The sequence below is a fragment of the Furfurilactobacillus curtus genome (assembly GCF_045862785.1).
Lineage (GTDB): Bacteria > Bacillota > Bacilli > Lactobacillales > Lactobacillaceae > Furfurilactobacillus > Furfurilactobacillus curtus.
In genome coordinates, this window is sequence record NZ_BQXO01000002.1 from 187686 (window position 1) to 209226 (window position 21541).

Genomic DNA, 21541 nt, shown 5'->3' on the forward strand with positions numbered 1-21541 from the left:
TAAACGCGGGATATAAGTTGATAAGTGACCAGCATTAAGCTGCCATCGCTTGGCTTACGTCCTGCGTTTATTTAGATTGGCAATACGATATATATCGTATTGGGCGCCAACATTTAATTGTTTGTCGATACTGCCAAACGTTTTTCTAGCCATGCTTGACCTGCTGTGAGTCCAGAGCAACAGGCCCAATAAATGAGCGCGACTAATAAATAGACGGTCATGTAATCAAACTGTTTGCCGCCTTCAATCTTAGCGCGCATGAACATTTCCGAAACAGTGACCATGGCAGCCAGTGAGGTGCCTTTAAACATGTCTAAAAGGATGTTTCCTAGTGCAGGAATGGCGATCCGAAAGGCCTGAGGTAAGATAACGTAGCGAATCGCCTTGGTGTAAGAGAAGCCTAATGAATAACTAGCTGACCACTGACCAGCGGCAACACCCATAAAGGCCGACCGGAAAACTTCGGAAACGAATGCAGCGGCGTTTAAAATGAAAGCAATTGCGGCCGCTACGAAGGCGTTTAGCTGAATACCAGCGTATGGTAAGCCAAAGTATAGAATGAATAGGAGGACCAACGCTGGCACACCACGCATAAAGGAAATGTAGGTGCGCGTTAACCAATGAATGATCCGCCGTGAACTGAGTTGGCCCAACGTTAAAATGAGTCCCCAAATAAGCGCACCGATAAAACTGACCGCTGTTAACTCAATGGTTAGTGGTAGCCCACCTAAAATAAAAGGTAACGCGTGCCAAGCAAAACGGGCATTAAAAAAATTAGGGATGGTTAGCCAGGATAGTAATTGATTCATGAGCGAACTCACTTAATCTTGATGTAGGTTGTTTTAACGGTTGGACGTTTAGAGACATTTTGACCACCGTAAAATTTTTTAGATAGCTTAGCAATCGTGCCATCAGCTTTCAGCTTTTTGATTTCACGATTAACTTCTTTTTGTAACTTTGAGTTACTCTTTTTCATCAAAATACCCGTACCATTTTTATCATCTTGTGTGGTGAAATAAAGGTTCTTCGGGATGGTTAATGGTAAGTTTGGCAAGGCTTTTAGGGCCATGGACTGAAGGTAATAATCATTTAAAATCACATCAGTACGACCATTGGCAACATCACGAAGATAGACGTCATTAGAGACATTATCGTAATTGACCTGTTTGGCACCCAATTGACTGGCCAGTTTTTGATAATTTGTGCCGGCTTCCCCAGCGGCCTTTTTTCCCTTAAGATCAGCAAAGCGATGGATGCCTGAGTCGTCATCTTTTCGTACAATCATGCTATCAAAGCTATATTTATAAGGGGTCGATAGTGCGAACTGCTTCTCACGCTGTTTGCTGATGCCGAAATCGTTGGCGGCCATTTGAACAGTGCCGTTATTAACGGCCGTCAGCATCCCATCAACGTCCATTTCCTTGAATTTAACTTGTTTATGTAGTCCTTTAGCAACGGCCTTAACGACGGCAACGTCGTATCCGGTCAATGCACTGCCTTTACTTTCGTGATATGAAGTTGGATATAAGGTACCTGAAGTGGCGACCGTCCATGTTTTTTGGGTTGCGACCTTGTCATTTGTTGTCGCTGCTGACTTACCACAACCGGTGAGAACAAACACTAGCAATAATGAACCGATCAATAATAAACCATGAATTGTCCTTAATCTGCGTCGCTGAATCACAAATAAAACTCCCTTTCAGAATAAGATGGGTTAAGCATAGACTTTATTGTGAAAAATGTAAACGCCTTCTTTTTACATCTTAATCCCTATAAATCAAAATGTTAGTAATGCGGATTATCTTGTTTTCACAAGCGGTTTTATAACAAATCGTTAGATGACGTGACAGTTTGTTTCAATTAATGAACTGGGGACGCGTGGTATAGTATTCATTATCAATGAAAATCGGGTGGCGAACGAAATGCAACATAAGCAAATGGCACAATGGCAAAAAAATATGTACGCACTATGGATCGGTAACTTTGTAACCGGTGCAGGTGCTAGCATGAGCTTGCCATTTTTGCCATTATTTATTAGTCAGATGGGTCACTATCCAAAATGGGAGTTAACGCTTTATGCAGGACTAGCTTTTTCGGTCACGTTTTTAAGTCAAGCTGTTGTTTCGCCGTTATGGGGTAAATTGGCCGACCGAACTGGCCGTAAACCGATGCTCCTGCGAGCGGCCGTGGGAATGACGATTACCGCAACCCTCACTGGATTTTCAACTAATGTTTGGATTTTAATTGGGCTGCGTTTAATTCAGGGGGCGTTTTCCGGTTATGTTAACAATGCCTATGCGCTAATTGCTAGCGAGGTGCCAATGGAACAAAGTGGCAAGACAATGGGCACATTGACGACTGGCTCAGTAGGTGGTCAACTGATTGGCCCAATTATTGGCGGATATATCGCTGGATTATTTGGGTTTCGAATTCCCTTTTTTATCTTTGGCTTACTAATGTTAATCGCCTCAGTCGTCACTGGTCTGTTTGTAAAGGAAGACTTTGTGCCGGCCGATCCAAGAAAGGCCGGGGCGAAAGCCAGTGCTTTTGCTGGGATCAAACATGTCCGAATCGTGTGGGCAATGATCGTTTCCTCGATGCTCATTCAAGGGGCGACGACCTCCATTAATCCGATTATCAGTCTATTTGTTAAGGAACTCATGCATGCGCAAGGAAATATTGCCTTGGCCAGTGGGGTAATTGCGGCCTTGCCAGGGATTGCGACGCTTATTGCTGCGCCACGACTGGGGGCTTTGGGCGATCGCATTGGTCCGCAACGGGTATTGGTGGCCGGTTTGATTTTTTGTGGGTGTGTTTTCTTGCCGATGTTCTTTGTAACAACGGTAATGATGTTAGGAATTCTCCGCTTTTTGGTAGGCATTTCCGATGCCGCTTTATTGCCAGTGACACAAACGGTGATGACGCTCAATACACCACAAGAAGCGGTTAGTCGAATCTTTAGCTACAATCAGTCAGCACAAGCTATCGGTTCGGTAATTGGGCCAATGCTAGCTTCTGGAGTAGCCGGAGTTTTAGATTATCGATATGTATTTTTGATGACGACTGGGTTAGTTTTAATTAATCTGGCAGTGGTGGTGTGGGCCTATCGAACCGATCCAGTGGCGTCAGTTAATTGATTGAGATAAAGAGATGTCTTGTAGGATTTGTGGGTGGGATATACGTCGGGAACTTCGCTTTAAGCGAGGTGCACACGAGGTATATCCCATCTTTTTGCCTGAGCCAGTCTGGCATGGGCTCGAGCAACAATGGACGATTGAAGTTAATGAGAATAAAACTGTGGTGTCGGGATTTCATGTACCAGACAGTTATTTTCGAAGTGACTTTGTTTCTCGACAAACTTGATAAGTTTTTCTAAAGCGGTTTTGATGGAAAAACTAGTATAGCAACCAATGGTGAATTAAAAGACCGTAACATGTGTCATAAAAGCTAACATTCACCTATACCAATTAGAGAATTTACCTTTACAGGTCGCAAAGCGACTTCTATACTGCTCAACCATAGGCAAAGAGAGATTAGAAAAGGGTGGTTAGATGAATGCAGCCAACACGGCCTTTATGGCCTTAGCAACCATTTTAGTGTTATTCATGACGCCGGGATTAGCCTTTTACTATGGCGGATTAGTCAGCAAACGTAATGTTGTGAATACGATGCTATCCGTATTTGTTATCTGTGGAATCGCAATCTTATTATTTATTGTCGTGGGCTATGAATTGGCGTTCAACGGTGACCTTGCTGGTGTGATTGGACACGTCAATCACTTCTTTCTACATGGCGTATCTTTAACTAAGCTCACCGCGACCGGAATTCCAGAAGGGTTATACTTCCTCTTTGAAATGATGTTTGCCATCATTACGCCAGCCCTATTTGTTGGTGCGGTAGTCGGTCGAATTCGCTTTAACTTTCTTCTTGCTTTTATCATCTGCTGGAGCTTATTGGTTTATTACCCAATGGTGCATCTAGTCTGGAGTACACATGGGTGGTTAGCTCGCTTAGGAGTGCTTGATTTTGCTGGTGGTACGGTTGTCCATATTAATGCCGGGGTCACAGCTTATGTCTTGTCGGCTTTTTTAGGACGTCGACTAAAAACGACTCAATCAACAGATGAGTCGCATCCGTACAATTTGCCGTGGGTATTGTGTGGAACAGCGATTTTATGGGTTGGCTGGTATGGGTTCAATGCAGGTAGCGCATTAGCCATTAATCAGATAGCTGTGACCGCCATGCTAACGACAACTGTGGCAACTGCGAGCGCAATGGTTGTGTGGCTGATACTTGAAATGACATTGCGAGGTAAAGTATCGCTCCCCGGAATTTGTACGGGAACATTGTGTGGTCTGGTAGGGATCACGCCGGCAGCTGGCTATGTTACGGTGGCTGGGGCCTTTTGGATCGGGATGTTGGCCACGCTAGCTAGTTATGGATTTGTCCATTATTTAAAGGCTAAAATTGGGATTGATGATGTGTTAGATGCTTTTGGATGCCATGGCGTTGCTGGTATTACCGGTTCAATTTTAACTGGTGTTTTTGCCACTCGGCAGGTCAATCATTCAATTTTGCGCAACGGGTTATTATATGGTGGTGGTTGGCAGCTATTTGGTCGTCAGTTGATAGGCACTGGGTTGACAGTTGTCATAGTTGCAGTGGCGAGCACGGTAGTCGTGATGGGTTTGCGACTGGTTATTTCAATGCGAGTATCACCCGCGGCCGAACGTCTGGGCCTAGATGAGAGTGAACATGGTGAACATGTTGACGATAGTGAAAATTCAATGCGTGAAATTGCCCAACATCAAACGGAATTCGCTGGTCAATTAGCCCGGTTGAACACAGAACCTAATCATGATTCGGACGATTAAGTTCTTCTTCCACCCGCCGTTCAGGAATAAACCAAATGAGGATGGCTAAGAAGGTACTGATTAAAATCATCGGTGACCACCAAAAGCCGATTCCAATTCCGATCAGTGGAATGAGAATGTAAGTCGTAATTTTACCAGGCCGTGAGATGGCGTAGCGCAATTTCTTGTTTTCAGGATCTGCTAAAACCAAGGTCCACTCTAAGGCAAAGTAGCCAATGGACAACAAAATGAAGACGACACCGTAAAAAAGTTCGGCCGGGAAAGCGTTGAAGTGTTCATCCACGAATTTACTGGCATACGGGAAAAATGAGGCGCTGAACAGCATGAACCCATTGGCCCACAAGACACTACCGTTAATTCTGCGAACAAGTTGGAAAATGTGATGTTGATTATTCCACATCACCAGCAAGGCGATAAATGAAATAAAATAGGCGATAAAACTTTGCTTTAATGCCCAAATTGCGGCCCAAGTTGCTGCGTCGGGTTGCTTAAGTTCTAAGACCAAAATAGTCATAGCAATGGCAAGAACTGCGTCTGTAAACGCGGTTAAACGTTCCTTATTCAATTTTAACTGCCTCCAATTTGATTTTTGAATTTATTATGACATAACTTATAGGACGGATTGCTGTCTAGGATGTTTCCATAAAAAAATGCTGACTTGAGCACCTTCAGGCACGAAATCAGCAGGGTGAATCTTAATTGTTATTAAGCTTAAAATTTATTTTTTCCAGTGCGCTTCGTCAATCTGCACTAGAAATTCAAAATCAGGATTAAGTTGAACCGAGACGATTTGTTGGTCATTAACTAGACCAATTTTACTGAAAAAGTCGTGTTTCACTGGTCCATCACCAAGATCGTAAGTCGTGCTGGTCTGACTGATGTGATCGATGACCGTAGTTAACAGTTGGTTAAAGTCGGTTGTAGTACCGCCAGTTAACCATTGCAGTTCGTCATAGTTAAAAACAACAGAAGTGGTTCGTAAGTGGTGCATTCGCGTCAAAATCGCAAAAAAGAGATTCAACTCATTTTTTGATAAATTGGCAAACGCTACCCCCTCAATGTGCATGTCATTATTTGCCATAATTACAGCTCCTTTCAAACATCTGCATTGCCATACTGTTACCATACGCTAGCCTAGTCGTTTTAATCAATTATTTATGACCATAATCGGTAATTATAAAGTTTTGCCATGCTTTGAGCACGATTACTGACGAATTGCCGTTTGAACCTGTATAATTACTTTTGTTGACTAGAACTCTGACAAGACTGAAGGAGTGAGCCACAAATGAGTAAGAGTAATGAACCACATAAACGCATCGACTTTGATAGTCCGAAGATGGATTGGGTTGTGGATCAGTTGTTTACTGATCCAACGGACAGTGAGACGAGTACCCCGCACAGTTTTGAAATTTGGATTAGTCCAGAAAAATAATGCGTGTTTCACGTGAAACAAGTTTCGATTAAACAGGCAATAGCATGCTGATTGGTAAGGAATACCAACAAAAAATGGCCATCTCAAGGGATGGCCATTTTTTGTTGGAAAATAAAGTTATTGAAGTTGATCCGGATAATCATGGAATTGCTACAACGAAAGAGATATTTTGGTTAGTGGTTAGGATGCTCCTTCAAAAATGCAGCGTAATCAGCTTCCACCTGTGGTACATAGGCTTCTGCCCATTGCGTCATCGCTAAATCAAAATCTTTGTCGTTATCAATGTACCCATCAATCATGGGAGCAGTTGGTGTTTGACAGTGATCGATAGCTAGCAAACGACCACAAGCTTCAGCGTAGAGGTGAAATTGCTGCCAATTTAGACTATGCAAATCAACGGATGTTTTCATATCCCGAAACTGACGAACATAAAAGCTATGATGACGACTTTGAAAGTAGCCGAGAAACGGGTCGGAAGCAGACTGGAGAATTTTTTGCGACTCAATAATCCGTTGACCTTCACTCTCTTCAAAAGTTGCGCTCAGATTCAATTGACGTTCTGCGCCTGTTTTGCGTGTGGGCAGAGCTTCCTTGATTTGTAGGACTAAATGGCTACCATCATTACTGGTGAGGAGTACTAAATAGCACCGTGAGCCAAAGCTGCCGACGCCGACACAGTGACGGGCTACATCAGTTAGTTCATATTGTGACAGCAATAATGCCACGTCGGATCGTACCGTGGTTCGATAGGCCGCTAAGTAATCGCTGATATGGCGAGTTACGTCATCATCGGTATGCCGAGTAATCTTGGCATTGTCGATAAAGCGTCGACCATGAGCGGTTAGTGAAGTGAACTTGTTAACGACTTGTTCGGAGTTACGTTTCTGGGCTTTGTCAATAAATGTTTGCATGAGTGAGCGAGCTGGGCTGGTCGGTGCCGCCGATAAAACGCTCTCCACATCATTTGCTGGATAGAATCGATCTAGTGTTGATCGTTGGCAACTAAAGTGAATCCCTTTACGATAACTTTTAGCGACATGGCGAACAGCTTTGTGGATCTTTTTTGCGGAGAAACCATTTTCTTGACCAGCTAAACTGACACTGACAAGTAGTCGTTTGACATCGCGTTCCCACGAGTTCACGCCAGCTTCGTCAAAATCGTTGAGGTCGAATACTAAGCGACGTTCCGGCGAGGCAAAAAAGCCAAAATTGCCTAAGTGGGCATCGCCAGAGATAACCACAGGAATGTGGGTACTGGCTTGATGATTTAGGTCATAAGCCATCAGTTCAGCGGTCCCCCGAAAAAAGGTAAATGATGAGACACCCATCCGCCGATAGCGTTCCGGTAATAATTCGGGGACTAGCATGTCAGCGATGCGTGACATGAGCAGGGTGGGGTCTCGTTGTTGGGGAACAAAACGGCCCAACTGAGCAAAGGAAACTTGTTGGCGTAGTTGCTGGCCTTGTTGATGTAACGCTTGTTGAGATTGTGTGACTTGAATGTTTGTGAGATTGAGTCCGGTCTTTGGCATGACCCTGCACTCCCTTAATTAGTTAGTGTAAACGCCTTGGTTCCATAACTTGTGAACCAAGGCGTTTGTGTGCTTTGCGCAAAATAGCAAAGCTTATAAATATTTAGCGTCAAATTCAGGATCTTGACTGGTTAAAATCTTGGGACCATCTTTAGTGACAACGAGTGTGTGTTCATATTGACAACTCAGGCTGCCATCTAATGTGCGAACGGTCCAACCGTCATCGGCCACCGGTGCACATCGCCAATCACCAATGTTGACCATGGGTTCGATGGTAATCGTCATTCCTTCACGTAATCGCAAACCTTTACCAGGTTCACCGTAAGCGGGTACCATCGGATCTTCGTGCATCGTTGGCTGAATACCATGGCCTACGTACTCACGCACATCTCCGTAGCCCATTTCATCTTCGACATAATGTTGAATCGCCCAACCAATATCGCCAATTCGATTGCCAATTACAGCCTGATCAATGCCGAGATAGAGCCCTTTTTTAGTGACGTCCATCAGTTTTTTGACTTCATCACTGACATCGCCAACGGCAAATGCCCAGCAAGAATCAGACATGTAGCCATCGACACTGATCACTGTATCCACTTTAACTAAATCGCCGTTTTTTAGGAGTAAGGCTTTTCTTGGGAAGGCATGACAAACTTCTTCGTTCACACTGACACAAGTCGCGTAGTCGTAGCCCTCGAATCCTTTCTCTTCTGCTTTTGCATGGTGATCGTCTAAATAGCGGAGCGCATAGCGTTCAATTTCCCAACTAGAAATGCCTGGTTTGATGATGTCGCGCAAACCGATATGCATGCCGGCTAAAATAGCGCCAGCCTTGCGCATCCCTTCAATTTCACGGGGTGATTTTAAAGTAATCATGACTAATTTTCTTCTCTTTTCTACAAGACTTAGTTACTCACTCGTCTAGTATACCCATTTATGGTAAAAAATGCAGGGTCGAGAAAGCCAGCGTACGTGTGAGAATGCTTTGAGCCTAAGTAGCCGTGCGAACAATCGCATTTTCGACAGGAAACCAAGCGTGAAGGCGATCATGTTCTTCGTGCAAGCATAGCCTGATACTTCCTTGAGTAAAGTTGTTACCCTTAGTGACTTATCTGGTGGTAGGCTAATTCTAGATTAGAATCCCAATGATGAAATGATAAGAAAGCATGGGTGAGATAAATGGCAAAAATTTCGCAAACGTTAGATGTCGTCTATGATGCGACTTTAGATTTGAAATTAGATGTTTATTATCCAGAAAATCAATCATTACTTGGTGGCATTATTGATGTTCATGGTGGCGGCTGGTTTCGTGGTGACAAGGCTAAAGATGCCGATTGGGCCACCCGATTAGCGAATGAAGGCTTTCTAGTGGTGGTGCCCAATTATCGGATTACGCCAGCTGGATATTATCCAGATCCGTTGACGGATATGGACCACGTATACGATTGGCTGAAACACAGCGATTACGACTTTGATAAAAGCAAAATTGCCGCTGTTGGTTCCTCAGCAGGTGGGAATATGACGGTTGAAATGGGGATTAAATTTGGCATTCCGATTGTCTCACTTTCTGGAATTATCGACATTGAAGATTGGTTACAGCATCATGAAGCAGTCGTTGCTAAACCGGACACGACGCAAGACTTTAATGCAGCTAGTGCTCAAATCGATCAAACCGGTGCGAATGATTCCTTCTATAAATGGTTCGTGACAAATTACTTTAATGGTCGAACTGATCAGTACAAGGATGCAACGCCATATTTACATGTGACGGATCAAACTGGACCAATGTATTTAGCTAATTCGCTCAATGAATTTGTGCCAACGTCTGGCGTAATTAGCTTGGCAGAAACGTTGAACGTGCATCAAATTCCGTCCACTAGTCGTTTCTTGACTGGTTCACGTCACGCTAAAGGTTACTTAGATGATGTGTATGACGAAACGGTGGCCTTTTTAAAACGAAATTTAGCCTAAAATTGGGCGGTATGTTACTTAAAACAACCATGATTGCCAAAGGGTGATCGTGGTTTTTTGTTGTCTTGATTGTTTGAAAAAATATTCACATAGATTATTTTAATGGTGACTACCTCGTTTGACTATAATTCGAGTCAACGGTTACGGTTACACCATCAGAATTGTGATGTTATCGCTACCAATGTTTCCGATGAGGTTCATTGCACATCCGTGAATTCTACGATTTATTTTTGTGCATAAATTCATTTATAGACAGCTACGGAAAGGAAGTTTACTTTGGCAAATCAAACCATACATCAAAAAGTTGTTTTGATCGGCGACGGGGCAGTGGGTTCTTCATATGCCTTTGCAATGTTGCAGCAGCAAATTGCTGACGAGTTGGTCATAGTTGATATTCAAACTGATCATGTTAGCGGGGACGCCTTAGATTTAGAGGATGTTCAGCCCCTAACAGGGCCATTAAATGTGCATCCAGGAACCTATCAAGATGCAACTGATGCTGACTTGGTGGTTATCACAGCTGGTGTGCCCCGCAAACCTGGCGAAACACGCCTCGATTTAGTTAATAAGAATTTAAATATTTTGAAAACAATTGTAAAGCCCATTGTCGAGAGTGGCTTTGCTGGCATTTTCATCGTCGCAGCTAATCCAGTTGATATTTTGACGATGGCGACCCAGAAATTATCAGGTTTTCCACGGGAGCGGGTGATTGGTACTGGAACCTCATTAGATTCCAGTCGATGGCAAGTAGCATTGGCTAACCGTTTATCAGTTGATTTGCGCACTGTGGACGCCTATATCTTAGGTGAACATGGTGATGGCCAATTTGCCGCCTATCAAGCAGCGGCAATTGCTGGACAGCCTTTGCTCGCAGTGGCCGCCAAACAAGGTGTTAGCCAACTGCAATTAACAGATTTAGAGACTACAACCCGCAAAAAAGGTGGATCAATCATTGGACTAAAAGGGGCCACCTTTTACGGCGTAGCGACAAGTCTGATGCGTTTGAGTCGTGCAGTGCTACATAACGAGAATATCGTGTTACCGATTGGTGCACCAGTTGATGGACAATACGGCCTGCATGACTTATACATTGGCACGCCAGCAGTGATTAACGCGCAAGGGATTGCGCAGATCTTAGAAGTGCCGTTATCTGCGGATGAGCAAGCAAAAATGGTCGCGTCAGCCAAGTCTCTACAGGCCATTGCGGCTGATGCCTTAGGGGATTAAAACTTCTAGAGATAGATATTTCAGCCCGGTTGAATCAGTGGTGATATTAAGATTTTTAATCAGTCGTGTAGGGTTTGACTATCGAGCTAAACGCGCGCTATCTTAGGCATAACAAAAATATCGTGATTCATTGAACAACGATAGAACGTTCAAAGCTGTTTTTTTAGCAGCTATTGTTAATAATTACACAAGAAAGTGGAGGGACCACTAATGTCAGATTTTCGTGTAGAAGAAGATACAATCGGGCCAGTTGAAATTCCTACTGACGCGCTGTGGGGACCGCAGACGGAACGAAGCCGAAATAACTTTCCAACTGGGCAGTTTATGCCAATTGCCATTATTCGCGCGTTATTGCAAATCAAAAAAGCTGCTGCAGAAGCGAACTTAGAGTTAGAGCAGATTGATGCTGCAAAGGGCAAATTGATTGTGCGTGCGATTGAGACGCTATTGGCCCTCAATGACGAAGAACTGCGGAAGGACTTTCCATTGCGAGTCTACCAGACAGGCTCTGGCACACAAACGAACATGAACACCAATGAAGTTGTCGCTCATCAAGCCGCAAAAATAGACCCAACAATTGAAATTTTACCTAATGATGATGTTAACAAGGGCCAAAGTTCCAATGATATTTTTCCAACAGCGATGAACATTACAGCAAGTGTTGCGATTGCCAATTTGGAGGAAGCAGCCCAACATCTGATCGATGAACTCAAGGTAAAGCAGGATCAGTATTGGCGAACGGTTAAAATTGGCCGAACTCATTTGCAAGATGCGACGCCATTGACGTTTGGCCAAGAAATTAGTGGCTGGGTCAGTGCATTGGAACATGATCGCGATTATTTGAAGTCTTTGGATCACACGTTATTGGAATTGGCGATGGGTGGAACTGCTGTTGGCACTGGTTTAAACGCGGCACCAGGTTTTGCTGATGATATTGCTAACCGGATGAAGCACGTTTACGGGCAATCCTTCACTGCGGATACCAACAAATTCTACGGTTTGGCGCATCATTCTAATTTAGATGTGGTTCACGGTGCTATGAAGACACTAGCGGCCGATTTAATGAAGATCGCTAACGATGTCCGTTTCTTGGCTAGTGGTCCACGGGCGGCTTATGCAGAATTAAACATTCCAGCCAATGAACCAGGCTCTTCAATTATGCCTGGGAAAGTTAACCCCACGCAAGCCGAGGCAATTACGATGGCAGCTGTGCGGGTGATGGGCAATGATGTGGTGGTTACGATGGCCTCCTCACAAGGGAATTTCGAAATGAACGTCTATAAACCTGTGCTCATCGATGCCTTTCTCGAATCGGCTGAATTGTTGCGGGGCACGATGATTGGTTTTGCGGATAAGATGATTCATGGATTGACCGTTAATGAAACACGAATGCAAGAACTCGTCGACAATTCCCTGATGACGGTAACAGCTTTATCGCCACACATCGGCTATCATGATAGTGCAAAAATTGCCCAAGAAGCTGATCAGGCGGGCACCACCTTGCGCGAGGCTGCCCTGAAATCTGGGAAGGTTTCCGCTGCGCAATTTGATGAATGGGTTGATCCGTTGAAGATGACGAACATCGATCGATAATCAGTCCAAATGGAGGAGTTAGCATGGCATTTCTATTCCTAAGTGGTCTAGGTCTGACATCTTTGCTCGTTGGGGTGATATTAGCGGCCTTACCAAGTGAGACAATGCGCTATCGTGATGTAGCAGTGTCTGACATACCGATGGACGAAAAATAAGGGGAATAATTATGGGTTTAGAAAAGGTGAATTATAAAAAATTTCTTTGGCCGATCATCATTGGTTTGATCATCTGGTTTATCGCGCCTGTTCGCCCAGCAGGAATTTCGCTGGCGGCGTGGCATGTACTAGCTATTTTTGTTGCTACAATCGTTGGTTGTATTACACAGCCACTGCCGATCGCTGGGGTTGCTTTATTGGGCATGACTTTAACCGTTCTGTTGGGACTTGTCCCGATGGAAAAAGCCGTGACCGCCTTTGGCACGAATGTGGTCTGGTTAATCGCCATGGCGTACTTTCTTTCCCGTGGCTTCATTAAAACTGGCTTTGGTCGCCGTGTCGCGTTAAATTTTGTGCGGTTGTTTGGTCGGCGGACGCTTGGACTAGCCTATGCCTTGATTGGCGTAGATTTAGTAACTGCACCGGCAACCCCGAGTAACACGGCTCGTGCCGGGGGAATCGTCTTTCCGATCATTGATTCATTGGCGACAACTTTTGGCTCAAATCCTAAAGACGGGACTGAACGAAAAATTGGCTCATTCTTGATGTTCTCAGAATTCCAGGGAGACATTATCACATCGGGGATGTTTATGACCGCGATGGCACCAAACTTAGTTGCTGTTGCAATGGCCAAAGCCGCCCACGTTAACATTACCTGGGTCGGCTGGTTCTTAGCAGCTTTGGTGCCAGGGATTATCAGCTTGATTGCGGTGCCATGGATCATTTATAAATTGTATCCACCAGAGGTCAAAGAAACGCCAAATGCAAAAGAGTGGGCGGAAAAAGAACTGGCTGAAATGGGTCCGATGAGCGTGGCTGAAAAGATCATGTGTGGTGTTTTCTTGCTCGCATTGTTCCTTTGGGTTATTTCTAGTTTTATCGGTTTAGATGCAACATTGGTGGCCTTCATTGCTGTGACGCTCTTATTAATTACCGGTGTTTTATCCGTTCAAGATGTCTTAAAAGAAACTGGGGCATGGAACACAGTGCTGTGGTTCTCAATTCTGATTTTCTTAGCGAACCAATTGACAGCTATGGGGTTAATTCCGTGGCTATCTAAGTCAATCGGAGTTGCGCTTCACGGTGTCAGTTGGTTGCTAGTGCTCGTTGTTTTATTCCTGTTTTACTTCTACACCCATTATTTATTTGCAAGTGGGACAGCGCATGTTAGTGCGATGTATGCGGCCTTGCTGGCGGTGGCCATTTCAGCACATGTACCGGCAATGCTAGCTGCAATCATGTTAGCTTTATGTGGTCCGTTGTTTAGTTCCACAACCCACTATGCAAGTGGTCCAGCGACTGTTATTTTCGGGGCTGGCTATGTCAAACAGTCTGATTGGTGGCGTCTAAATGCCATCTTAGGTGTCTTTTACATTATCGTTTGGCTTGGCGGTGGTCTACTCTGGACCAAAGTATTAGGGATGTGGTAAAAGCTTCCATTTGATAATTCAGTTAAACAAACCATTTTTTGAGTCTTTGAAAATGGCTTGTTTTTTAGTTAGCTTATTCGTTTGCTTGTTAACGGTGGACAGATTGTTTTACTTTTTTGTTGAAACTCCTATGATGAATTTAAAATGGTAAATCAACGAGGAGGATAACTAAATGACAACAAAAGTGACGATTGGGAAGAGTTCAGTGATGACCACTAAGTTAGGTTTAGGGACGAATAAAGTTGGTGGTCATAACTTGTTTAAGGATTTAGTTGATGAGGATGGCGCTGCGGTTGTGAAAAAAGCTTTGGATCAAGGAATTCAACTACTGGACACGGCATATATGTATGGCCTTGGTCGTTCAGAAGAAATCATTGGATCAGTGTTGAAAAAATATGATCGCGATCAAATCGTGTTAGCGACCAAGGCAGCCCAGGACCCGGAAGATGATCTAAAGCCCAATAATGATCCAGACTTTTTGACTAAAGCGGTGGATGACGCGTTGAAACGACTGCAGACCGATTACTTAGACATCTTTTACATTCATTTCCCAGATGACAAGACGCCTAAAGCGGAGGCAGTGGCAGCGTTGGCTAAATTGAAACAGGCAGGTAAGATTCGTGCGATTGGCGTGTCGAACTTTAGCCTGACTCAGATTAAGGAAGCCAATCGTGATGGACAGGTTGATATTGTAGAAGATAATTATAGTTTAGTTCATCGACAACCAGAACAGGATCTGTTTCCTTACCTCCGCGAGCAGGATATTTCGTTTGTACCTTATTTCCCATTAGCGTCTGGATTATTGACCGGGAAATATTCTGACAAGGATGCAGATAAGTTCGGACAGTTCACATCGACAGAATTTAAAACAATAATGACAGCGGTAACTGTCGTGCGTAATTTAGCCGAACAACATGAAGCAACAGTCGCGCAAGTCGTCTTAGCATGGTACTTAGCAAACCCAGATGTGGCGGTCGTTATTCCTGGCGCCCGTAAGCCAGCGCAGGTAGAAAGCAACGTTCAGGCGTTAAATGTGCAGCTTTCAGATGTTGAATATGCGGAGATCGATCAAGCATTTGCTGCATTTAAAACTAGAAAATGATGTTGAACACTTTTGTTGAATATTAATAACAGGGTGGTCCAAACCATTTTTATGGTTTAGACCACCCTGTTATTTTTTTGACTTATTCCGCAGCTTCCAATAGAACCCGATTGGCCACCGCTTCATCCGTAATGATATCCGTTAAAAAGCCACCACGTAGGGCACCTAATAGTGCACGACTCTTGAATTTGCTTTTAACGATAGCGACACGGCGTGGAATGGCTAATAAATCGGTCATGGACTGACCCATCGTTTTATCTTGGCGGTTAAGTAGTTGACCATTAATGTCGTATGGCCGGCCAAATAGGACTCCGGCAATGGCCTGACTGGAGACATCTGGAAACAAATCAGCAAAGTGCTGCTTCCAAACAGGAATACTATTGATTGACGCTAAAGTACCAATACCAGCAAAGATGAGATCCAACCGGTTAGCGGATGTGAAGGCCTCTTGAAAGGCTGGTTCTGAAGCCAATTGCTCGCGGACGTGGTCATTTTTAATATAGAGTGGCGCTGGCATGGTGACAAAATGAGCATCAAATTTGGCAGCTGCTTTTTGAACCAAAGGGACCGTGCTGGCCGCCGTGTTGAGCTTTAAATTATCCCCGATAAACTGGGTAAAGACGAGGTTTTCTTGAACCTCAGCTTGAAAATGATCAATGATGTTCCAAACGGTCCCACCCCAAGTCATCCCGACTGTACGACTGTGGTGGATTAATTCTTGAATTTCGCTAGCGGCAAAGTCAATGATGTTAGCCGAATCCTTATCTGGCGATTCACTATCACGTAGGATAAACATATGGTCCAATTTAAATTGACGTTTGAATTGTAATTCTAATTCCAAATTTCGGGAGACTGGCGCATCAATACTGATTTTAACCAGTCCAGTGGCAAGTGCTTCGTCCAAAGCCTTGCTGAGCAAATAACGACTCAATTGGTATTTTTTTGACAGATCGGTAATTGGTAATTTAGATAGGTAATAATCTTGGGCAATACTAGCCAGTAAAGCCCGATGTTTCACGTCATCCATGAATTATGCCTCATTCTTTTTGTTCATTTATATACATTTCATCACAAGTTTTAACAAATGACAAGTCAATTCGTATATTTTAAAAATAAGCTGATAATATTTTTATGAATTAAAAATAATTGACTATTATTTGCAAAATTTAGACAGAGGAATTACACTGTGATTGTAGAATTCACTGAGTGGAACGTTGAATTATCAGTTCAATGTGATTATTTGCACGATAAGCGAGGAGATGGTGCGTCGATGGCAGCAACGGTTGTGGATCTGCATCTGCACGATCCACAAGTACGGCAGACGTGGATGACATTTTTAACGTCATTGGGCATTACAGATTTTGATAATAGTGAAACCGCGCAAATCGACTTTACGCTAGGTATCTATGAAGGTAATCGGTTGGTAGCGACTGGCTCGGCGGCAGGAAACGTCTTGAAATACGTGGGCGTTTGCAATGAAGGAGAAACCAATGGTGCTCGCTTCAACACGATTGTTTCCGCATTGATCAACCGCTTAGCTCAAGCACAGATTTTTCATCTATTTGTGTTTACTAAGCGACAGTATCAACAGAGCTTTCAACATGTCGGCTTTAAGGAATTGGCCCACAGTGACGTGGCTGCTTTGTTAGAAACAGGCGATATAGGTGTCGATGACTTTTTAGCAGCTGTACCCCGGATCGCTGATCAGCAGACCAAACAAGTTGCTGGTATTGTGATGAACGCTAATCCATTTACCAACGGACATCGTTATTTAGTCGAAACAGCGGCTAAGGAAAATGACCTCGTATACGTGTTTGTTGTGAACACTGATGTTTCTTTATTTGGCACCGAACAACGTGTTCAGTTGGTCAAAGCTGGTACTGCTGATTTGAAGAATGTCAAAGTCATCAATGGTGGTGACTACATGGTCAGCTATGCGACTTTTCCAGCCTATTTTTTGCCGACGCCGGATCAACAGATTGACTACCAAACAACTTTAGACGCCCGGTTATTTCGCGAACAGATTGCACCAGCTCTGGCTATTTCAAGACGTTACGTGGGTAGCGAACCGCGCTCACATACGACAAATATCTACAATCAAGTACTCCAGCGAGAATTACCGCCTGCCGTAAAGGTTAAAGTGGTTGAACGTAATCACACGCCAAGTGGTGCATTGATTACCGCCACCGCTGTGCGCCAGGCAATTGCCGAAAATGCGCTGGAGTCCGTGCGTTCATTTGTACCAACAACAACCTTTACCTTTATTGAGCAACATCTTGATGAGCTGCAAGCTCGCATTCAGAAAGGAATGAACATTAATGGAAATTAAACAAACCGCGTTGGCGGGAACTGTGGAATCCTCTGACATTCAAATCATGCTTTCAAAAGGTAACGATGGGATTCAGATTGACTTAGAGTCAGATGTTGAAAAACAATTTGGCAAACAAATCCGCCAGGTGATCACCCAGACGTTACAAGCATTTGAGCTAACTGATGTGAAAGTCAAGGCAGTTGATAAAGGCGCGTTGGATTGTGTTATTAAAGCACGCACCATCGCGGCTGCGCAACGTGCTTTATCAACTCAGGATCAACCTGCGTGGGAGGTATTATAGACATGGCGGAGACAGAAGAACGATTACGAAGAACCATGATGTTTGTCCCAGGAAATAACCCGGCGATGGTTAAAGATGCGGGAATTTACGGGGCAGACTCGATCATGTTTGACCTAGAAGATGCCGTTTCATTAGCGGAAAAAGACGCGGCTCGTGATTTGGTTTACGAAGCCCTGAGCAGCCAAGACTACGGTGAAGCAGAACTGGTTGTGCGGATCAACGGGGATGATACACCGTTTTATCAAAATGATGTTCGTGCGATGGTTAAGGCCGGTATCGATGTCATTCGCTTGCCGAAGACGGAAACGGCTGAAATGATCACCAGCCTTGAAGCGGATGTCTTAGCAGCTGAAAAAGAATTTGGTCGCGAAGTGGGCTCCACACATTTAATGGCTGCTATTGAAAGTGCCAAGGGAGTTCTCAACGCGCCAGAAATTGCCGCTGCTTCTGACCGCATGATTGGGATTGCACTATCTGCTGAAGACTACACCACAGATATGAAAACCCATCGCTATCCAGATGGTGCCGAACTCGAATTTGCCCGAAACATGGTGCTCCACGCCGCTCGAGCAGCTGGGATTGCGGCGTTTGACACAGTCTTTACCAATATGGATGATACGGATGGTTTCTATCGTGAAACTCGCTATATTCATCAACTTGGCTTTGATGGAAAATCCTTGGTTAACCCGCGGCAAATTGCGATGGTTAATGAAGTCTATCAACCCACCCAAGCGGAAATTGATAACGCTCGTAATGTGATTAATGCGATTGAAGAAGCCCGTTTGAAGGGTTCTGGTGTTATCTCAATGAATGGGCAAATGGTAGATCGCCCCGTTGTCTTGCGTGCTCAACGGGTGATGCGCTTGGCAAAAGCATCTCACTTAGTGGATGAGGAGGGTAATGACCTTGAAAAATAATGTAAATCGTGACTTACCAGACGAATTGATGACGCAATTGCAATATCAGCCTTATCAAACGACCGAGATTGGTCATCCAGAAATTCAGCGGGTGGCACCTAAGGTTCGGGCCCAAACTGGTGACGATAAGCTAGTAAACTCGATTGAAGATGTTGTTAAAGCAACGGTTAAAGATGGGATGACCATCTCTTTTCATCACCACTTTCGTAATGGCGATTTTGTCTTTAATCAAGTGATGCGGGTGATTATTGATGCAGGGATTAAGAATTTAACACTGGCACCCTCGTCATTGACTGGGGTGATGAACGATATGGTGATCGAAGCAATCAAAGCCGGTACTGTCACGAATATTACCAGTTCTGGCATGCGGGGTTCATTAGGCGACTTTGTGTCTCATGGTGGTTTGAAGAACCCAGTCATTTTTCGTTCTCACGGTGATCGGGCGCGTGCCATTGAACATGGTGATATTAAAATTGACGTGGCTTTTCTTGGGGTGCCAAATGCTGATAAATTAGGCAACGCGAATGGGATGGATGGTAAGGCGGTCTTTGGTTCATTGGGCTATGCGTTAATGGACGCTCAATATGCGGATCAAGTGGTTTTGCTGACAGATAATCTCATGCCATATCCGAATACACCGGCTTCCATCAAACAGACGCAGGTGGACTATGTGGTTCAAGTTGATAAAGTTGGTGACCCTGACAAGATTGGTTCAGGAGCGACGCGGTTTACCAAAGACCCTAAGGAATTGAAGATTGCCGAAACGGTGAACAACGTCATTGTAAATTCCCCGTACTTCAAAGATGGCTTCTCATTCCAGACTGGTTCCGGCGGAGCAGCCTTGGCAGTTACCCGGTACTTGCGCCAGTCGATGTTAGATAATCAAATTAAAGCATCGTTTGCGCTAGGTGGGATTACCAAGCCAACGACCGATTTATTAAATGAAGGTTTGATCGACAAAGTGATGGACGTGCAAGACTTTGATAAGGGTGCGGCCGATTCGATGCACACCAACCCTAACCAACAAGAAATTGACGCCTCCTGGTATGCAGATCCCGATAACAAGGGCGCCATGGTTGATCAACTGGATGTTGTCATTTTAAGTGCGCTAGAAATTGATACCAAATTCAATGTCAACGTAATGACGGGTTCTGATGGCGTTATTCGTGGGGCCATTGGCGGGCACCAGGATGCGGCGACTGCTAAACTGACCATTATTTCTGCGCCCCTAGTTCGTGGACGGATTGCGACAGTGGTCCCAGATGTGACAACGGTAATTACGCCAGGGGACTCGATTGACGTTTTAGTCACTGAATATGGGATTGCGATCAATCCTAAACGTCAAGATTTGCAGCAAGTGTTAGCAAACATTCCGGGTGTGCCAGTTTATACGATTGAACAGTTACAACAGATGGCTGCGGATAAAGTAGGCCATCCTGAACCATTGCAATTTACGGATCGAGTTGTTGCGTTGGCCGAATATCGAGATGGCACGATTATTGATGCTATCCACGAAGTTAAAGATTAGTGTCGAATGGTTACGGCAGGAGCTGACTGAAAGTGGCCTCATGTGGTATGAGTGATATCAATTAAGGTATCGAATACTAAAGGTTCCGCCGTTCCAGTAAAAATCACCTATCTCCTGAAAATGGAAAATAGGTGATTTTTAATTGTCTGGATCATTGATACGGCCTTGAACGACGCCATTTTTGAAACAACGGACGGCCTGCATGGAAAATATGGTAATCTTACATTAATTAAAAAATTAGCTTGGTCAAAGGGGTGCCCCATGAATACACGTGATTTGGCTTATTTCTCGGCGTTAGTGACGCAAAAAAATTATACAGTGGTCGCCAGTCAGTTTAAAGTGAGTCAACCAACGATTACAGTGGCTATCCAGCGTTTAGAAAATGAGTTTGGGGCACCACTCGTTCAGCGTGATCGGGCCCATAATAAATTAGTCATCACTCGTGCGGGGCAACTTTTATATCAACGAGCACAACGTATCTTAAAGGATTTAGACCTGGCCTACCTTGAAGTTGAACAAGCGGAACAATCGACAATTCGTTTCGGCATGCCACCGATTATCGGGACAATGTGGTTTCCACTGATTGCCGGCGAATTATTTTCCAAGGGCTTGCTTCACTATTTGGAAACGCTGGAGGTTGGTTCTGATCAACTGTTAAAGGAATTAGAAGCTGGTAAGATTGACGTCGCTTTGTTAGGTTCAGTGCGACCGATGCATGAAGCTAATTTAGGTAGCACGTTGCTGGCAGCTCATCCATTTCGAGCCGTTGTCAGCAAGCAACATCCCTTAGCTGACCAATCGGCCATTGCGTTTGAACAACTCGCTAATGATAATTTTGTGACGATGACTGGTAAATTTGTTCATCCACAAGCGCTTAAAGCGTACAGCGATTATGCGGGCTTTACGCCCAATGTCGTCTATAGCACGCCGGTGTTGTCACTGATTAAGGGGCTTGTGCGCGCCAATCTAGGTGTTAGCTTATTGGTTGACGATGCCATTCAGCCCAGCGATGATGTGGTTGCGTTGCCGCTAACCGATCCATTGCCCGAACGTTTTAACATGTCATTAGTGATTCGCAAAGCATTCATGCCGAACCCGGTTCAACAGGAGTTTATTAACGTGTTGACTGGATTGAAAGATGCGGTGGGAAAGAAGTAGCGACTAAAAT

Annotated in this window: 21 protein-coding genes; 14 read left to right on the forward strand and 7 right to left on the reverse strand. The window is 44.3% G+C overall.

Features of this window, described 5'->3' with window-relative positions; genetic code table 11:
* Positions 1-113: 113 nt before the first annotated feature.
* Positions 114-809: an amino acid ABC transporter permease gene (locus tag ACKTR2_RS03965; RefSeq protein ID WP_407882743.1), complete on the reverse strand. Its 696-nt coding sequence runs from the start codon at positions 807-809 to the stop codon at positions 114-116.
* Between the two features lie 8 nt (positions 810-817).
* Positions 818-1684, reverse strand: coding sequence for a transporter substrate-binding domain-containing protein (locus tag ACKTR2_RS03970; RefSeq protein ID WP_407882745.1), 867 nt, complete (start codon positions 1682-1684; stop codon positions 818-820).
* A gap of 238 nt (positions 1685-1922) precedes the next feature.
* Here ACKTR2_RS03970 and ACKTR2_RS03975 point away from each other — a divergent pair, with 238 nt between their 5' ends.
* Positions 1923-3137 carry an MFS transporter gene (locus ACKTR2_RS03975; RefSeq protein WP_407882747.1) on the forward strand — a complete coding sequence of 405 codons (1215 nt, stop codon included), beginning with the start codon at positions 1923-1925 and terminating at the stop codon, positions 3135-3137.
* 414 nt (positions 3138-3551) lie between these two features.
* On the forward strand, positions 3552-4874 hold the full coding sequence (locus tag ACKTR2_RS03980) for an ammonium transporter (RefSeq protein WP_407882749.1): 1323 nt from the start codon (positions 3552-3554) through the stop codon (positions 4872-4874).
* Here the strand turns inward: ACKTR2_RS03980 and ACKTR2_RS03985 are convergent.
* Both ACKTR2_RS03985 and ACKTR2_RS03990 read right to left on the reverse strand, forming a co-directional pair.
* Positions 4852-5439: a TMEM175 family protein gene (locus ACKTR2_RS03985; protein ID WP_407882751.1), complete on the reverse strand. Its 588-nt coding sequence runs from the start codon at positions 5437-5439 to the stop codon at positions 4852-4854. The genes ACKTR2_RS03980 and ACKTR2_RS03985 overlap by 23 nt on opposite strands.
* 153 nt (positions 5440-5592) lie before the next feature.
* Positions 5593-5955 (reverse strand): RepB family plasmid replication initiator protein, encoded by a 363-nt coding sequence (locus ACKTR2_RS03990; protein ID WP_407882753.1) that lies wholly within the window; start codon positions 5953-5955, stop codon positions 5593-5595.
* 204 nt (positions 5956-6159) lie between these two features.
* Here ACKTR2_RS03990 and ACKTR2_RS03995 point away from each other — a divergent pair, with 204 nt between their 5' ends.
* Positions 6160-6306, forward strand: coding sequence for a hypothetical protein (locus ACKTR2_RS03995; RefSeq protein ID WP_407882755.1), 147 nt, complete (start codon positions 6160-6162; stop codon positions 6304-6306).
* Positions 6307-6479: 173 nt separating this feature from the next.
* Here the strand turns inward: ACKTR2_RS03995 and ACKTR2_RS04000 are convergent, their stop codons facing one another.
* Positions 6480-7838 (reverse strand): DUF2252 domain-containing protein, encoded by a 1359-nt coding sequence (locus ACKTR2_RS04000; protein WP_407882756.1) that lies wholly within the window; start codon positions 7836-7838, stop codon positions 6480-6482.
* Between the two features lie 93 nt (positions 7839-7931).
* Positions 7932-8714: a type I methionyl aminopeptidase gene (gene map / locus ACKTR2_RS04005; RefSeq protein WP_407882758.1), complete on the reverse strand. Its 783-nt coding sequence runs from the start codon at positions 8712-8714 to the stop codon at positions 7932-7934.
* A gap of 303 nt (positions 8715-9017) precedes the next feature.
* Between map and ACKTR2_RS04010 the strand changes: the two genes are divergently transcribed.
* The 6 genes from ACKTR2_RS04010 (at position 9018) to ACKTR2_RS04035 (ending at position 15316) form a co-directional block, all read left to right on the forward strand.
* A complete protein-coding gene (locus tag ACKTR2_RS04010) occupies positions 9018-9809 on the forward strand; it encodes an alpha/beta hydrolase (RefSeq protein ID WP_407882760.1) in 792 nt (263 codons plus the stop codon).
* Positions 9810-10085: 276 nt separating this feature from the next.
* A complete protein-coding gene (locus tag ACKTR2_RS04015) occupies positions 10086-11036 on the forward strand; it encodes an L-lactate dehydrogenase (RefSeq protein ID WP_407882762.1) in 951 nt (316 codons plus the stop codon).
* Positions 11037-11246: 210 nt separating this feature from the next.
* Positions 11247-12629, forward strand: coding sequence for a class II fumarate hydratase (locus tag ACKTR2_RS04020; RefSeq protein WP_407882764.1), 1383 nt, complete (start codon positions 11247-11249; stop codon positions 12627-12629).
* Between the two features lie 23 nt (positions 12630-12652).
* Entirely contained in the window at positions 12653-12784 is a 132-nt protein-coding gene (locus ACKTR2_RS04025; protein WP_407882766.1) for a hypothetical protein, read from the forward strand.
* A gap of 11 nt (positions 12785-12795) precedes the next feature.
* Positions 12796-14214, forward strand: coding sequence for an anion permease (locus ACKTR2_RS04030; RefSeq protein ID WP_407882768.1), 1419 nt, complete (start codon positions 12796-12798; stop codon positions 14212-14214).
* A 172-nt stretch (positions 14215-14386) separates the two neighbouring features.
* Entirely contained in the window at positions 14387-15316 is a 930-nt protein-coding gene (locus tag ACKTR2_RS04035) for an aldo/keto reductase (RefSeq protein ID WP_407882769.1), read from the forward strand.
* 82 nt (positions 15317-15398) lie between these two features.
* Here the strand turns inward: ACKTR2_RS04035 and ACKTR2_RS04040 are convergent, their stop codons facing one another.
* The gene (locus ACKTR2_RS04040) at positions 15399-16343 is read right to left on the reverse strand and encodes a sugar-binding transcriptional regulator (protein ID WP_407882771.1); all 945 of its coding nucleotides are present in this window, start codon (positions 16341-16343) and stop codon (positions 15399-15401) included.
* A gap of 243 nt (positions 16344-16586) precedes the next feature.
* Here ACKTR2_RS04040 and citC point away from each other — a divergent pair, with 243 nt between their 5' ends.
* From citC to ACKTR2_RS04065, 5 genes are all read left to right on the forward strand, one after another.
* A complete protein-coding gene (gene citC, locus ACKTR2_RS04045) occupies positions 16587-17645 on the forward strand; it encodes a [citrate (pro-3S)-lyase] ligase (protein WP_407882773.1) in 1059 nt (352 codons plus the stop codon).
* Positions 17635-17928, forward strand: a complete 294-nt coding sequence (gene citD / locus ACKTR2_RS04050) for a citrate lyase acyl carrier protein (RefSeq protein ID WP_407882775.1) — start codon at positions 17635-17637, stop codon at positions 17926-17928. Before citC ends, citD begins: the two co-directional genes overlap by 11 nt.
* 2 nt (positions 17929-17930) lie before the next feature.
* Positions 17931-18845 (forward strand): citrate (pro-3S)-lyase subunit beta, encoded by a 915-nt coding sequence (gene citE, locus ACKTR2_RS04055; protein ID WP_407882777.1) that lies wholly within the window; start codon positions 17931-17933, stop codon positions 18843-18845.
* Entirely contained in the window at positions 18835-20373 is a 1539-nt protein-coding gene (gene citF / locus ACKTR2_RS04060; protein WP_407882779.1) for a citrate lyase subunit alpha, read from the forward strand. Before citE ends, citF begins: the two co-directional genes overlap by 11 nt.
* 261 nt (positions 20374-20634) lie before the next feature.
* On the forward strand, positions 20635-21531 hold the full coding sequence (locus ACKTR2_RS04065) for a LysR family transcriptional regulator (RefSeq protein ID WP_407882781.1): 897 nt from the start codon (positions 20635-20637) through the stop codon (positions 21529-21531).
* Positions 21532-21541: the final 10 nt, after the last annotated feature.

Coding starts and splice junctions, on each gene's coding strand:
- ACKTR2_RS03965 (WP_407882743.1), bottom strand. CDS start 809: ATGAATCAATTACTATCCTGGCTAACCATCCCTAATTTTTTTAATGCC.
- ACKTR2_RS03975 (WP_407882747.1), top strand. CDS start 1,923: ATGCAACATAAGCAAATGGCACAATGGCAAAAAAATATGTACGCACTA.
- ACKTR2_RS03980 (WP_407882749.1), top strand. CDS start 3,552: ATGAATGCAGCCAACACGGCCTTTATGGCCTTAGCAACCATTTTAGTG.
- ACKTR2_RS03990 (WP_407882753.1), bottom strand. CDS start 5,955: ATGGCAAATAATGACATGCACATTGAGGGGGTAGCGTTTGCCAATTTA.
- ACKTR2_RS03995 (WP_407882755.1), top strand. CDS start 6,160: ATGAGTAAGAGTAATGAACCACATAAACGCATCGACTTTGATAGTCCG.
- ACKTR2_RS04000 (WP_407882756.1), bottom strand. CDS start 7,838: ATGCCAAAGACCGGACTCAATCTCACAAACATTCAAGTCACACAATCT.
- map (WP_407882758.1), bottom strand. CDS start 8,714: ATGATTACTTTAAAATCACCCCGTGAAATTGAAGGGATGCGCAAGGCT.
- ACKTR2_RS04010 (WP_407882760.1), top strand. CDS start 9,018: ATGGCAAAAATTTCGCAAACGTTAGATGTCGTCTATGATGCGACTTTA.
- ACKTR2_RS04020 (WP_407882764.1), top strand. CDS start 11,247: ATGTCAGATTTTCGTGTAGAAGAAGATACAATCGGGCCAGTTGAAATT.
- ACKTR2_RS04025 (WP_407882766.1), top strand. CDS start 12,653: ATGGCATTTCTATTCCTAAGTGGTCTAGGTCTGACATCTTTGCTCGTT.
- ACKTR2_RS04030 (WP_407882768.1), top strand. CDS start 12,796: ATGGGTTTAGAAAAGGTGAATTATAAAAAATTTCTTTGGCCGATCATC.
- ACKTR2_RS04035 (WP_407882769.1), top strand. CDS start 14,387: ATGACAACAAAAGTGACGATTGGGAAGAGTTCAGTGATGACCACTAAG.
- ACKTR2_RS04040 (WP_407882771.1), bottom strand. CDS start 16,343: ATGGATGACGTGAAACATCGGGCTTTACTGGCTAGTATTGCCCAAGAT.
- citC (WP_407882773.1), top strand. CDS start 16,587: ATGGCAGCAACGGTTGTGGATCTGCATCTGCACGATCCACAAGTACGG.
- citD (WP_407882775.1), top strand. CDS start 17,635: ATGGAAATTAAACAAACCGCGTTGGCGGGAACTGTGGAATCCTCTGAC.
- citE (WP_407882777.1), top strand. CDS start 17,931: ATGGCGGAGACAGAAGAACGATTACGAAGAACCATGATGTTTGTCCCA.
- ACKTR2_RS04065 (WP_407882781.1), top strand. CDS start 20,635: ATGAATACACGTGATTTGGCTTATTTCTCGGCGTTAGTGACGCAAAAA.